This window comes from Nocardia sp. NPDC004168 (genome assembly GCF_040610355.1).
GTDB classification, from domain to species: Bacteria; Actinomycetota; Actinomycetes; order Mycobacteriales; family Mycobacteriaceae; genus Nocardia; species Nocardia sichangensis.
Genome location: NZ_JBEXME010000001.1, coordinates 170,058 through 182,319, shown reverse-complemented (window position 1 = coordinate 182,319; position 12,262 = coordinate 170,058). Strand labels below are relative to the sequence as shown.

Sequence of the window (12,262 nt, the reverse complement as noted above, 5' to 3'; positions counted from 1 at the left end):
GCTCTATCGCTCATAGAGCGCTGCAGCGAGCACCACGCCGTGCACGACGCGCTTGGACAGCACCAGCGGCCCGCCTTCGGCGGCGAGCAGCGCCGCGGCCTCCGCGACGCTGGCCGTGCCGATGGCGGCACGCGTCCGGTCTCCCGGGTTCGGGACGGTGACCGCCGCCAGTTCGTCGGCGGAGTAGGACCGTAGCGGCACCCTGAGGTCAGCGGCGACCGCGCGCAGTCCGGGTTCGGCGGAGCGCCGCGTGATGGTGGCGAGGCACACGATCCGATGGTCGCCCACGCTCTCGTGCAGGGCAGCGCGAATCGTGCGGGCCGAAGTGCGCGGTCGCAGGCCGATGCCGACGACGATCTCAGCGGACGGCACGGGAACTCGCGAAACGCACTGTCTCCGTTACGAATCGACGCACCGCCTGGGGATTCCCCGCCGGATGTGTATGCAGGTACGAGGCATGCACGTTGCCGCTGAGCGCCCCTTCCTGGACGCGCTCTCCCGCGCTTCCGCGCCATCCCCACGCCGGATTCCGTGGCGGCGCGGACACCACGCGCGTGCGGTGGAATTCGTGCCCACGGACCCGTTCCCCGGCCCGCCACAACGGCGAGTCGGCGAGCGCGACGGCGTCTCGGTAACCGAGCGTCAGGCGCGGCCCGAACGCGGCGTCGGCCTCCACCACTCCGGCCATCGGGTGCCCGTCCAGCGAACGGGTCAGATACAGCAGCCCGGCGCATTCGGCATGGACCGGCATCCCGTGGCGGGCGGCTTCGGCCACCGCCCGCAACAGGCCGGAATTGGCGGCCAGCTCCGCGGCGTGCTCCTCGGGGAAGCCACCTGGCAGCACCAACCCTGCTGTCCCGGCGGGCAATTCGTCGTGCAGCGGATCGAAGACGACCACTTGTGCCCCCGCGGCCGTCAGCAACTCGCGGTGCTCGGCATAGCCGAACGTGAACGCCGGGCCACCCGCCACGGCGATCAGCGGACCCTCCCGATCGGCGGGTCCGCCGATGACGATCGCGCCGTCCGTGCTTTCGTCGGCTCGCGAGATACCACCAGGCTCCGTGGAGACGCGCGAGTCCCGATCACCGCCGACAAATGTCGTCGCCGCCATGTCACCGGCTTCACCGAGCGACGCCGCGGTGTCCTCTATCCCTTCGAGCCCACGCACGGCCGCGGCGGGATCCCACGCGGGTCCCGCCACCGACGAGCGAGCGAGTGCGGCGACGGCGTGCAGGTCCACATGCGCGGCGACGAGGTCCGTCATCGCCGCCACCGCCGCTGTCGCGGCAGAACCGTGTTCCACGGCCGGGATCAAGCCGAGATGCCGGGAAGGCACCTCGAGTTCGGCCAGGCGCGGCAACGACCCGAGCACCGGCAGCCCGACGCGATCGCAGGCGGCGCGCAGCACTTGCTCGTGCCGTTCGCTGCCGACCCGATTCAGGATCACACCGCCGAGCCGGACGCCGCTGTCGAAGGTCGCGAATCCGTGCAGCAGCGCCGCCAGGCTCTGGCTGTGCCCGCGCGCGTCGACCACCAGCACCACAGGCGCCCCGAGCAGAGCCGCGACCTGCGCCGTCGAACCCTCCGCCACCGCGCCGGAATAGTGTTCATCGATCCGCCCGTCGAACAGCCCCATCACGCCCTCGACCACGGCGAGATCGCACCCCCACGCGCCGTGCCGGTACAACGGCACAACCCGTTCCTCCCCCACCAGCACCGGATCCAGATTCCTCCCCGGCCGCCCCGCCGCCAACCCGTGATATCCCGGATCGATGTAATCCGGCCCCACCTTGAACGGCGCCACCCGATGCCCCACCCGCCGCAACGCCCCCACCAACCCGGTCGCCACCGTCGTCTTCCCGCTCCCCGACGCCGGCGCCGCCACCACAACGGCTCTCATCCCCGCCTCCGCTTCACGAGTGGCACACCCTCGTGCGGCCCTCTCGCGATTCGCCGCAGCCATGTGCCACTCGCGGAGATCACCATTCGATGCCTCGTTGGCCTTTGCGGCCCGCGTCCATGGGGTGTTTGAGTTTGGTCATTTCGGTGACCAGGTCGGCGGCTTCGAGGAGGGGTTGGGGGGCGTCGCGGCCGGTGATGACGACGTGTTGGTTTCCGGGGCGGGTGCGGAGGGTTTCGACTACTTCGGCGGTGTCCACCCAGCCCCATTTGAGGGGGTAGGTGAATTCGTCGAGGACGTAGAAGCGGTGTTGTTCGGTTCTCAGGCGGCGGGCGATCTCCTGCCAGCCCGCCAGCGCGGCCGCGGCGTGGTCGTCTTCGGTGCCCTGCTTGCGGGTCCAAGACCAGCCCTCGCCCATCTTGTGCCATTCGACCGGCCCGCCCGCGCCGGTCTGCTCGTGCAGTGTGCCGAGAGCGCGGAAGGCGGCTTCCTCCCCGACCTTCCATTTGGCGCTCTTCACGAATTGGAACACCGCGACGTCGAAACCTTGGTTCCAGGCCCGCAGCGCCATCCCGAACGCGGCCGTCGACTTGCCCTTGCCCGGCCCCGTGTGCACGGCGAGCACCGGCTGGTTGCGCCGCTGCCGCGTGGTCAGTCCGTCGTCGGGAACGGTCTCGGGAACACCCTTGGGCATCGAATCTCCTTGCTCTCGACCTACAGCGTGTCCAGGTCGGAAGCCACGACCTCACACAACCGGCCCGGACCGAACGGGCGCGTGCTCGCTCGACCGATCGCGCCGCCCACCAGGCGAGTGCCGCCGAGCGGCACGTAGCGGACACGCCGATCGAAAGTCGTGATCACGCCGCTCGAACCGCACCACTCGGGCGTGCGGAACTCGACCGCACGACATCGGCGACCGAATCGCCGGTCAGCTCGGCCAACCGCAGATATCCGCCGCGCAGGTCGCGAGCCAGATCCGCGGCGAGACCGAGGCGGATCATGCCGCGTTCGCAGTCGACCACGATCGAGGTGACCGCGTCCCTGGCGAGCAAGCGGGCCGCGGCGCGGGCGCGGGGAACCGGGTCCGCACCACCGGTGGCGCGGCCATCGGTGAGCAGCACCAGCATGGGCCTGCGGCGCGGATCCCGCACCCGCTCGCGCAGCACGATCTCCCGCGCCTTCAGCAGGCCCGCGGCCAACGGCGTCTTCCCGCCCGTGCGCATCCCGGACAACCGGCGCACCGCGATGTCGACCGACGAGGTGGGCGGCAGCACGAGTTCGGCCTCCGCACCCCGTACGGTGACGACGGCGACCTTGTCGCGGCGCTGGTAGGCGTCGCGCAGCAGCGTGACGACCGCGCCGGTGACCGCGGACAACCGGTCGCGGGCGGCCATCGAGCCGGAGGCGTCGACGACGAACACGACCAGATTCCCTTCGCGGCCTTCCCGATACGCACCACGGAGGTCCTCGGCGGCCAGCCGCAACGGCCCGGCGGCCCGCCCGCGCGCATGCTGATGCGGCGCGGCCGCGAACACGGTGCCGAGCAGGTGCAGCCCCGAGGAGGTGTCGGTGCTGGAACGCACCGCTCGCCCGTGCCGGGATTCCGCGCGTGAGCGGCGCCCCGGAGCGCCCTCGCCGACACCGGGCACCTCCCAGCGCGGTGTCCGCGCACCAGCGGAAACCGGTGTGCCGGTACGACCTTCACCCGAGCGCCCGCCACCCGGACCGTCCGGCGGCGACGGGTCTTCATGGCCTCCGCCCGGACCTTCCGGCGGTAGGGGGTCGTCCGGGTCGTCCCCGGGACGAGCCCGTCTTTCGTCGTCCGTCACCGCACCGTCGGCCTCCCCGGCGTCCTGCTGCGCGGACGACGGCTGTTCGCGTTGCGCCTCCGCGGCGGCGTCGCGCATGGCGTCGTCGAGCTGTTGCTCGCTGATGCCGGGCTCGTCGAACGGATCGCGCCTGCGCCGGTGCGGCAACGCCAGTTCGGCGGCCACCCGCACGTCGTGCTCGGTCACCGCGTCGCCGCCGCGCCATGCGGCGTGCGCTGTCGCGGTGCGCGCGACGACCAGGTCGGCGCGCATGCCGTCGACGTCGAACGCGGCGCACAGCGCGGCGATCCGGCGCAGCTCCACATCGTCGAGCGCCACCTGTCCCAGCCGGTCGCGAGCGGCGAGAATCCGTTCGGCCACTTCCTGGTCGGCCTCGGCGTACCCGGCGGCGAATCGGGCCGGGTCGGCCTCGTAGTCCAGCCTCCGGCGCACCACCGCCATGCGCACGTCCACGTCCCGGGAGGCGGCCACGTCCACGGTCAGGCCGAATCGGTCCAGCAGCTGTGGACGCAGCTCGCCCTCTTCTGGATTCATGGTGCCGACCAGAACGAATCGCGCCGGGTGCGAATGCGACACACCGTCGCGCTCGATGTGCACCCGGCCCATCGCCGCGGCGTCCAGCAGCACGTCCACCAGATGGTCGTGCAGCAGATTGACCTCGTCGACGTACAGCACACCGTGATGGGCGGCGGCCAGCAGGCCGGGTCGGAACGCCTGCTCCCCGTCGCGCAGCACCCGCTCCAAGTCCAGCGAGCCGACCACGCGGTCCTCGGTCGCACCCACCGGCAACTCCACCAAGCGAGCGGGCCGGGCGCCGGTCTCGTCCACCACCGGCGGCAGCAACTGCGCCAGCGCGCGCACCACGGTCGATTTCGCGGTGCCCTTCTCGCCGCGCACCAGCACGCCGCCGATACCGGGATGCACCGCGCAGAGAATCAGCGCCAGTTGCAGCCGTTCCTGCCCGACCACCGCCGAGAAGGGAAATCCCGCCTCACCGTCCGAGGCGGAAAGTGTTCGGCCGCGCTGATCGGACGTAGGCACTGTTTCGGCATGGGACAGGGACACGCCCCAACTCTAAGGGCGCGCCCGCACCCATCCGACAGGGCCCTTCGATTCAGAACCGATGCGGGCGGGCCCCGAAAGCGCCGCACCCGCCCCGGAGACTTCCGGAGCGGGTGCGAATGGCGGACGGAGTGGCTACTCGCCTCCCCTGCGCATCGGCACGTGCGCGATGCCGTCTTCCTCGAACTCCGGGCCGTCGACCTTGAAGCCGTGCTTGGTGTACAGGTCGATCAGGTAGCTCTGCGCGCTCAGGCGCACCGTCGCCGAACCCGCCTCGGCCAGCGCCGCCTGCAGCAGTCGCGTGGTGTACCCGTGTCCGCGAGCGGGGACCGCGGTGCAGAGCCTGCCGATACGGAAGCTCTTCACACCGTCGCGGTGCTCTTCGCACAACCGCAGCGTGGCGATGACCTCGCCCTCGTCATCGAGCCAGAAGTGCCGGGTCTCGGGAAGCAGGTCCTTCCCGTCCAGTTCGGGGTACGCGCACTTCTGTTCGACGACGAAGACTTCGACGCGAAGTTTCAACAGCTGGTAGAGCGTCGCGGTATCGAGATCCTGCGCCCAGGAGCGTTTGAGAGCAACCGTTGACATCATCGCGCCTTGCTATCACAACCTAGGCGTTCGCCGCGACCCCTGCACGTCTCGGCGTGTTGTCGCCGCCGTCGACGAGGTTGAGCGCTTTGGAGGTCCAATCCCACACTTCGTGGAACAGCGCCGGGTCCTCCGAGAGCTTGACGCCCAGCGAGGGCACCATCTCCTTCAGCTTCGGCGTCCATTCGGCGTACTCCTGCGGGAAGCACCGCTGCAGCACGTCCAGCATGGCGGTCACGCAGGTGGAGGCGCCCGGGGACGCGCCGAGCAGACCGGCGATCGTGCCGTCCTGGGCGGCGATCACGGCGGTGCCGAACTCGAGCACGCCACCCGCGCCCTTGCGCCGGATCACCTGCACGCGCTGGCCCGCGGTGATCAGCTCCCAGTCCCTGGCCTCGGCGCGCGGGATGAACTCCGACAGCGTGATCACCTTGCCCGCCTCCGACTTCAGCAGCTCGCTGACCAGGTACTTGGTCAGGCCGAGTTCGGTGACGCCGACGCCGAGCAGCGAGAAGATGTTGTTCGGCCGCACCGACTTGAACAGGTCGGTGTTCTTGCCGTCCTTGAGGAACTTCGGCGTCCAGCCCGCGTACGGGCCGAACAGCAGGCCCGGCTTGCCCTTGATGACGCGAGTGTCCAAGTGCGGCACCGACATCGGCGGAGCGCCGACCGCGGCCTTGCCGTACACCTTGGCCTCGTGCTGGTTGATCAGCGCCGGGTTCACGCAGCGGAAGAACTGACCGCTCACCGGGAATCCGCCGAAGCCCTTCGCTTCCTTGATATTCGCCTTCTGCAGCAGCGGCAGCGCGCCGCCGCCCGCGCCGACGAAGACGAATTTGCTGATCAGCGTGCGACTTTCGCGGGTGCGTACGTTGCGGACCGTGACCAGCCATGATCCGTCGGACTGCTTGGACAGGTCACGCACCTCGTGCCCGAAGGCCAGGTCGGCGCCGGAGGCGCCGAGGTAGGCGAGCAGTTCCTGGGTGAGCGAGCCGAAGTCGATGTCGGTGCCGCCGTCGGTCCAGTTCAACGCGATCGGATCGGAGAAGTCGCGCCCGCGCGCCATCAGCGGCAGTCGGCGGGAGAACTCGTCGGGGCTGTCGATGTACTCCATGCCCTCGAACAGCGGGTGCGGCGCCAGCGCCTCGTACCGCTTGCGCAGGTACTGCACGTTGTCGGCGCCGTGCACGAAGCTGACGTGCGGGATGGGGTTGATGAAGGCGGACGGATCGCGCAGGATGCCGTTCTCCACGCCGTAGGACCAGAACTGGCGGGAGACCTGGAAGCGCTCGTTGATGTCGACGGCCTTGGTGATGTCCACCGAGCCGTCGGGCGCCTGCGGGCTGTAGTTCAGCTCGCACAGCGCCGAGTGTCCGGTGCCCGCGTTGTTCCACGGATCGCTGCTCTCCGCGGCGGCGGCGTCGAGCCGCTCGAACAGGGAGATCGACCAGTCCGGCTGCAGCTGCCGCAGCAGCGCGCCGAGGGTGGCACTCATGATGCCGGCACCGATGAGTACTACATCGGTCTTTTCAGTCATGGCAGCGTTCGGCACGGGTAGATCGACTTCCTTGTCTGCGCGGGCCCACCGGGCGGGTGGACCAGCCTGGGCACGGTGTAGTTGTGGCTCGGTTCCGGCGTCCGCCGGTTCCGAACGGCATGGCGGGAGTCAGGTTACCCGCCGTTCACCTAAGCCCAATTGTGCACCTCACCACGCCGCCACCCCGCAGCGAACCTGCGGAATGTGCGGAATGCGACAGAGACGGTCGTCACTTCGGCGGCCGGGCGGCGGCCGCGGACTGTCCGCGTTCGACACCGTCCAATAGATTGGTCGCGTGACGAACGAACAGTCGCTTGCCGAGCCGGTCAGCACCTCCCCGGATGGCGCAGGCTGGCGCCCCGACGTCCTCGGCCCGCACTATCAGCAGCGCACGCTGGACCTCGGTCCCGACCCCGACGGCGAGGGCGAGGTGGTCGCCACGCTGGTGCGCTACGTCCCCTCCGGCGACGTCGAGCAGACCGCGGGCGCGGTGCTCTACGTCCATGGTTTCACCGATTACTTCTTCCAGGAGCACCTCGCCGAGCACTTCACCGCGCGCGGGTTCCAGTTCTACGCTCTCGACCTGCGCAAATGCGGGCGGTCGCTGCGTGAAGGGCAGACTCCCCACTATGTGACGGATCTCGCTTTCTACGACCGCGAGCTGGCGGAGTCGCTGCGGATCGTCCGGGCCGAGACCGGTGCTCCCGTCGTGCTCAACGCCCACTCGACCGGCGGCCTGGTCGTGTCGCTGTGGCTGGACCGGCTCAATCGGGCCCAGGGCACGGCCGCCGCGGGGATCACCGGCGTCGTGCTCAACAGCCCGTGGTTCGACCTGCAGGGTCCCGCGTACTACCGGAGCATCGGAACGCCGATCATCAAGGCCGTGGGACGGTTCCGGAAGATGGTCCAGCTGCCCGGCGGCAAGATCAGCACCTACGGCGACAGCCTGCACCACTCGGCGTCCGGTGAGTGGGAGTACAACCTGGACTGGAAGCCGTTGCAGGGCTTTCCGGTCCGGCTCGGCTGGCTGCGCGCGATCCGCAACGGCCACGCGCGGCTGCACCAGGGCCTGGACATCGGGGTGCCCTCCCTGATCCTGCGCTCCCGGATGACCAAGTTCGCCAAACAGTACGGTCCCGCCGTGGCCGTGGCCGACGCGGTGCTCGACGTCAAACAGATCCAGCGCTGGTCGGGTTGCCTTGGCGACCGCACCAACATGGTGCCGATCGACGGCGCCAAGCACGACGTGTTCCTGTCCGGCCCGGAACCGCTGGCCCAGGCGTTCCGCGAGCTCGACAGCTGGCTCGACTGGCTCGCGGACTACCAGGGCGCGAAGTCACCAGAGGCTGGTGCGTAGCACGATCTCGGTGGCCAGCTCGTGGTCGGCTTCGGTGGCCACGTCGGTGACGTCGACCTCGACCACCCGGAATTCGCCGTAGACGAACCGCCCCGACGTGTCGGCCACCGAGCGCGGCAGATTCTTGGTCACCAAGAGCGTGGTGGGCACCTCGACCGGACCGGTGGACGCATCCACCACCGTTCCGTCGGCGCCGGGAGTCGCCGGGTGGCCGCGATCGGCCACGACCAGGCTCTGGAAGCGGCCGAAGCCGTGTGCGCACGCCTGCCAGGCCAACACGGCACCCGCGCCGCATCCGGCCACGTTGACCCACGGCAACCCCAGCTCATCGAGGATCGCGGTCACACCGGCCGCGTCGAGGCCGTCGATCGACTCCACCGCGAAGGTGCGCAGATCCGAGGTGTGCAGGCGAGCGCACACCCGATCGAAGACGTCCGCCGGCTCGCCCGCGTCGGGCAGCAGCAGCACGCTGTGCCGGGATTCCGGTCCGTCGATCCGCACGGTCCACGCCCGGTCACCCACCGTGATCTGCCGAGATTCCATGCCGATTCACGCTACACGGCTCGCGGCGCCGTGGCGGCGGGTCCGGGGTGGCGGAATCAGGCGAGCAGGCGCATCCCGGCCCGCTCACCTGCGTTGTGGTCGAAGGTGACGGTCAGGTCACACCCGGCCTCCTGGCCGAGCTGCTGGATCAGCGCGTCGGCGAAGTCCGCGCCGTCGGCGGCCCGGCGCAGCGCCTGGCGAACGGTGTCGGCGCGCTCGACCACGATCTCGCTGGAATCGAGCAGTCCGAGCAACACGTCGGTGACCGCTTCGGGATCCTGTTTGTAGCCGCGGCGCAGCACCCAGTGGATCTCGGCGAGCACGATCATCGTGATGTAGCCGGGTTTGCTCTCGCTGAGCCCGTCGATCACCTGATTGGCGCGGGCGGATTGCTCCGGGTCGTCCTGGGTGAGGTAGCGGATCAGCACGTTCGCGTCCAGGCCGATCATTGCGCCTTCCCTTCCACCACGTTGCCCGCGATGGCCTCGTTCATCTCCGCGAGGCCGATCGGCGAGCCGGACCAGCCCACGATGCCCTTCAGCGACTTGATCGTGCGCGTTTCGGGAACCAGTTCGTAGGTGCCGCTGGGCGTGGGGACGAAGGCGACCCGCACTCCGGTACGCAATCCCATCGCCACACGCACGTCGATCGGGATGGTGATCTGCCCCTTACTGGTCACCGTCGCCGACACCACATTGCCCCCTCGGCTGTTGGGTCTCTTCTCCGCCGCCATCATCCTCGCACCCGACCGCACTCGCTCGACCCAGCCTTACCTGGAGCCGAATTCCTTACTGCAAGGTAAGGCGCGGGGTGGCTCCCGTCAACCGATACGGTCGCTCGCGAGCACCACGTCGGTGGCCATGATCGGCAGACCGGCGGGCGCGCCCTCGGCGACCAGGCGCTCGAGCGCGGCGAGGTCGAGGTGAGCTTCGATCAGGTCGGCCAGCAGATCGAGTTGCGCGGCGCGCACCCCCGCGACCGAAACATCGTCGGCCACAGCGAATCCCGACCGGCCCGCCGCGGCGGCGACCGCGCGGAGCCACCCGCGGCGGAACTCGTCGGACTCGAGCAGCCCGTGCAGGTGGGTGCCCCACACCGCGCCGCGGACGCTGCCCTCCGGCTCGCCGTCGATCGTGAGCCACGCCGGGTCGCCGCGATGCGTGACGCGGCCGTGATGGATCTCGTAACCGCGCACGGCGACGCCCGCCGCGTGCCCCGCGCTGCGGCGCAACACCTTCGGCTCGGCGAAATCGACGGTGAGGTCGAGCAGCCCGAGCCCGTCCACCGCACCGGCGCCGGACTCGACGCGGTCGAGAACGCGGGTGCCGAGCATCTGGTATCCGCCGCACACGCCCAGGATCGGCCCGCCCGCAGCGGCGCGCGCCACCAGCGCGTCGGCGATGCCGGTACGCCGCAACCACCGCAGATCCGACACCGTCGCCTTACTGCCGGGCAGCACCACCAGATCGGCGTTCGCCAGCCGGGACGGCTCGGTCACCCAGCGCACCGCGACGCCCGGTTCGCAGGCAAGCGCCTCGACGTCGGTGGAGTTGGAGATGCGCGGCAGCCGGATCGCGGCGACGGTCAGCCATTCCTCGCCCACCGGCGGCAGGGGGCGGCCCACCGGCGCGTCGGCGAGGGTGCCCAGCGAGTCCTCCGCGTCGATCCACAGGTCTTCGGCGTACGGCAGCACACCGAGGGTCGGGCGACCGGTGAGTTCGGTGAGACGCTCCAGTCCCGGCTGTAGCAGCTCCACCGCGCCGCGGAACTTGTTCACGATGAAACCCGAGATCAGTTGCTGGTCATCGGGTTCCAGGATGGCGACGGTGCCGAACAGGTGGGCGAGCACGCCGCCGCGATCGATGTCCCCGACCAGCAGCACCGGCAGTCCCGCCGCGCGCGCGAGGCCCATGTTCGCCAGATCCGTCGCGCGCAAGTTGATCTCGGCGGGCGATCCGGCCCCTTCGCAGACGACCACGTCGAATTCGGCGCGCAGCGCGGCGAGTTCCGCGGCCACCACATCGCGCAATTCCCGCCGATGCCGGAAGTAGTCCTCGGCGCCGACGGTGCCGATCGCCTTGCCCCGCACCACCAGCTGGGAACGGCGGTCGCTGCCGGGCTTGAGCAGGACGGGATTGAACCGCACGCTGGGCTCCAGCCCGCACGCCTGAGCCTGCAACGCCTGCGCCCGCCCGATCTCCCCGCCGTCGAGCGTGACCACGGAATTGTTGGACATGTTCTGCGCCTTGAACGGCGCGACCCGCACGCCGCGCCGCGCCAGCATCCGGCAGATCCCGGCCACGACGACGCTCTTCCCCGCGTCCGAGGTCGTGCCCGCGACCAGCAGCGCGCCCTTCATCGCGGGCCGGTCTTCCGGCGCACGGCCGGGCCCCCGGTCACGGGAGGGTCAGGATCTCGGTCCCGGAATCGGTGACCACCAAGGTGTGCTCGAACTGCGCGGTCCACTTGCGGTCCTTGGTCACCACGGTCCAGCCGTCGTCCCAGATCTCGTAGTCGATGCCGCCGAGGTTGATCATCGGCTCGATGGTGAACGTCATGCCGGGTTCGATGATGGTCTCCACCGCGGGCTGGTCGTAGTGCAGCACCACGAGCCCGCTGTGAAAGGTCGGGCCGACGCCGTGGCCGGTGAAGTCGCGCACCACGCCGTAGCCGAAACGGTTGGCATAGGACTCGATGACGCGGCCGATCACGTTCAGCGCCCGACCGGGACGCACCGCTTTGATGGCCCGCATGGTGGCCTCCTCGGTCCGCTCGACGAGCAGGCGCACCTCCTCGTCGACGTCACCGGCGAGGAAGGTCTTGTTGGTGTCGCCGTGTACGCCGTCGATGTAGGCGGTGACGTCGATGTTGACGATGTCGCCGTCCTCGATCACGGTCGAGTCCGGAATGCCGTGGCAGATGACCTCGTTCAGCGAGGTGCAGCACGACTTCGGGAAACCCTTGTAACCGAGGGTCGACGGGTAGGCGCCGTGGTCGCACATGTACTCGTGCGCGATGCGGTCCAGCTCGTCGGTGGTGACACCGGGGGCGACCGCCTTACCCGCCTCCTCCAGCGCCTGCGCGGCGATCTTGCCCGCGATGCGCATCTTCTCGATCGTCTCGGCGGTCTGCACCCAGGGCTCGCGTCCCTCGTTGGCGGTCTTCTTCCACGCGTATTCCGGGCGCTCGATGGCGCGCGGGACTTCGCGGGTGGGCGACAGCGTTCCGGGGACGAGGGGCTTGCGGGTGCGGACAGACATAGCGAACAGCGTAATCGGCCGACCCCAGCGGTGCCGAGGGCCTGCGGGGACAGGGCCGGACCACGGGCACCGTGCTCATCGGCACACCCTCGGAACGAGCTATCCCGGCACGTCGGCATAGGCGACACCCGAGTGAGTAATTCCGCCGACCACGTCCTCCGTTCACATAAAATCATCTGTCGACCG

General features: G+C 69.8%; 13 protein-coding genes. 1 reads left to right on the top strand and 12 read right to left on the bottom strand.

The features are described from left to right. Positions 1-3: 3 nt before the first annotated feature. The 7 genes from ABZW96_RS00915 to mqo all read right to left on the bottom strand — a co-directional run bounded on the left by ABZW96_RS00915 (position 4) and on the right by mqo (position 6,916). Positions 4-372, bottom strand: a complete 369-nt coding sequence (locus ABZW96_RS00915; protein ID WP_355070053.1) for a cobalamin biosynthesis protein — start codon at positions 370-372, stop codon at positions 4-6. After that, positions 359-1,900, bottom strand: a complete 1,542-nt coding sequence (locus ABZW96_RS00910) for a cobyrinate a,c-diamide synthase (RefSeq protein ID WP_355070051.1) — start codon at positions 1,898-1,900, stop codon at positions 359-361. Before ABZW96_RS00910 ends, ABZW96_RS00915 begins: the two co-directional genes overlap by 14 nt. 79 nt (positions 1,901-1,979) lie before the next feature. Then, positions 1,980-2,594, bottom strand: a complete 615-nt coding sequence (gene cobO, locus ABZW96_RS00905) for a cob(I)yrinic acid a,c-diamide adenosyltransferase (RefSeq protein WP_355070049.1) — start codon at positions 2,592-2,594, stop codon at positions 1,980-1,982. 20 nt (positions 2,595-2,614) lie between these two features. Continuing rightward, on the bottom strand, positions 2,615-2,761 hold the full coding sequence (locus ABZW96_RS00900) for a hypothetical protein (protein WP_355070047.1): 147 nt from the start codon (positions 2,759-2,761) through the stop codon (positions 2,615-2,617). Beyond that, positions 2,758-4,770: a VWA domain-containing protein gene (locus ABZW96_RS00895; protein ID WP_355070996.1), complete on the bottom strand. Its 2,013-nt coding sequence runs from the start codon at positions 4,768-4,770 to the stop codon at positions 2,758-2,760. The genes ABZW96_RS00900 and ABZW96_RS00895 overlap by 4 nt, the downstream gene beginning before the upstream one ends. 156 nt (positions 4,771-4,926) lie before the next feature. Further along, the gene (locus ABZW96_RS00890) at positions 4,927-5,382 is read right to left on the bottom strand and encodes a GNAT family N-acetyltransferase (protein WP_355070045.1); all 456 of its coding nucleotides are present in this window, start codon (positions 5,380-5,382) and stop codon (positions 4,927-4,929) included. Positions 5,383-5,401: 19 nt separating this feature from the next. After that, positions 5,402-6,916: a malate dehydrogenase (quinone) gene (gene mqo / locus ABZW96_RS00885; protein WP_355070043.1), complete on the bottom strand. Its 1,515-nt coding sequence runs from the start codon at positions 6,914-6,916 to the stop codon at positions 5,402-5,404. A 295-nt stretch (positions 6,917-7,211) separates the two neighbouring features. On the opposite strand from mqo, the gene ABZW96_RS00880 reads away from it, so the two are divergent. Further along, positions 7,212-8,273: an alpha/beta hydrolase gene (locus ABZW96_RS00880; protein ID WP_355070041.1), complete on the top strand. Its 1,062-nt coding sequence runs from the start codon at positions 7,212-7,214 to the stop codon at positions 8,271-8,273. On the opposite strand, the gene ABZW96_RS00875 is transcribed toward ABZW96_RS00880, so the two are convergent. The 5 genes from ABZW96_RS00875 to map form a co-directional block, all read right to left on the bottom strand. Beyond that, on the bottom strand, positions 8,253-8,816 hold the full coding sequence (locus ABZW96_RS00875) for an alpha/beta hydrolase (protein ID WP_355070039.1): 564 nt from the start codon (positions 8,814-8,816) through the stop codon (positions 8,253-8,255). The genes ABZW96_RS00880 and ABZW96_RS00875 overlap by 21 nt on opposite strands. A gap of 56 nt (positions 8,817-8,872) precedes the next feature. Beyond that, on the bottom strand, positions 8,873-9,265 hold the full coding sequence (locus ABZW96_RS00870; RefSeq protein WP_195149221.1) for a type II toxin-antitoxin system VapC family toxin: 393 nt from the start codon (positions 9,263-9,265) through the stop codon (positions 8,873-8,875). After that, positions 9,262-9,495, bottom strand: coding sequence for an AbrB/MazE/SpoVT family DNA-binding domain-containing protein (locus ABZW96_RS00865; RefSeq protein ID WP_355070037.1), 234 nt, complete (start codon positions 9,493-9,495; stop codon positions 9,262-9,264). Before ABZW96_RS00865 ends, ABZW96_RS00870 begins: the two co-directional genes overlap by 4 nt. A 141-nt stretch (positions 9,496-9,636) precedes the next feature. Beyond that, positions 9,637-11,175 carry a cobyric acid synthase gene (locus ABZW96_RS00860; RefSeq protein WP_355070035.1) on the bottom strand — a complete coding sequence of 513 codons (1,539 nt, stop codon included), beginning with the start codon at positions 11,173-11,175 and terminating at the stop codon, positions 9,637-9,639. Between the two features lie 37 nt (positions 11,176-11,212). After that, complete coding sequence (gene map, locus ABZW96_RS00855; RefSeq protein ID WP_355070033.1) at positions 11,213-12,076, bottom strand: type I methionyl aminopeptidase; 864 nt, start codon at positions 12,074-12,076, stop codon at positions 11,213-11,215. Positions 12,077-12,262 lie beyond the last annotated feature (186 nt).

Excerpts from the sequence above, each read along its gene's own strand:
- ABZW96_RS00860 (WP_355070035.1), bottom strand. The coding sequence starts at position 11,175 with ATGAAGGGCGCGCTGCTGGTCGCGGGCACGACCTCGGACGCGGGGAAG.
- ABZW96_RS00910 (WP_355070051.1), bottom strand. The coding sequence starts at position 1,900 with ATGAGAGCCGTTGTGGTGGCGGCGCCGGCGTCGGGGAGCGGGAAGACG.
- map (WP_355070033.1), bottom strand. The coding sequence starts at position 12,076 with ATGTCTGTCCGCACCCGCAAGCCCCTCGTCCCCGGAACGCTGTCGCCC.
- ABZW96_RS00875 (WP_355070039.1), bottom strand. The coding sequence starts at position 8,816 with ATGGAATCTCGGCAGATCACGGTGGGTGACCGGGCGTGGACCGTGCGG.
- mqo (WP_355070043.1), bottom strand. The coding sequence starts at position 6,916 with ATGACTGAAAAGACCGATGTAGTACTCATCGGTGCCGGCATCATGAGT.
- cobO (WP_355070049.1), bottom strand. The coding sequence starts at position 2,594 with ATGCCCAAGGGTGTTCCCGAGACCGTTCCCGACGACGGACTGACCACG.
- ABZW96_RS00890 (WP_355070045.1), bottom strand. The coding sequence starts at position 5,382 with ATGATGTCAACGGTTGCTCTCAAACGCTCCTGGGCGCAGGATCTCGAT.
- ABZW96_RS00870 (WP_195149221.1), bottom strand. The coding sequence starts at position 9,265 with ATGATCGGCCTGGACGCGAACGTGCTGATCCGCTACCTCACCCAGGAC.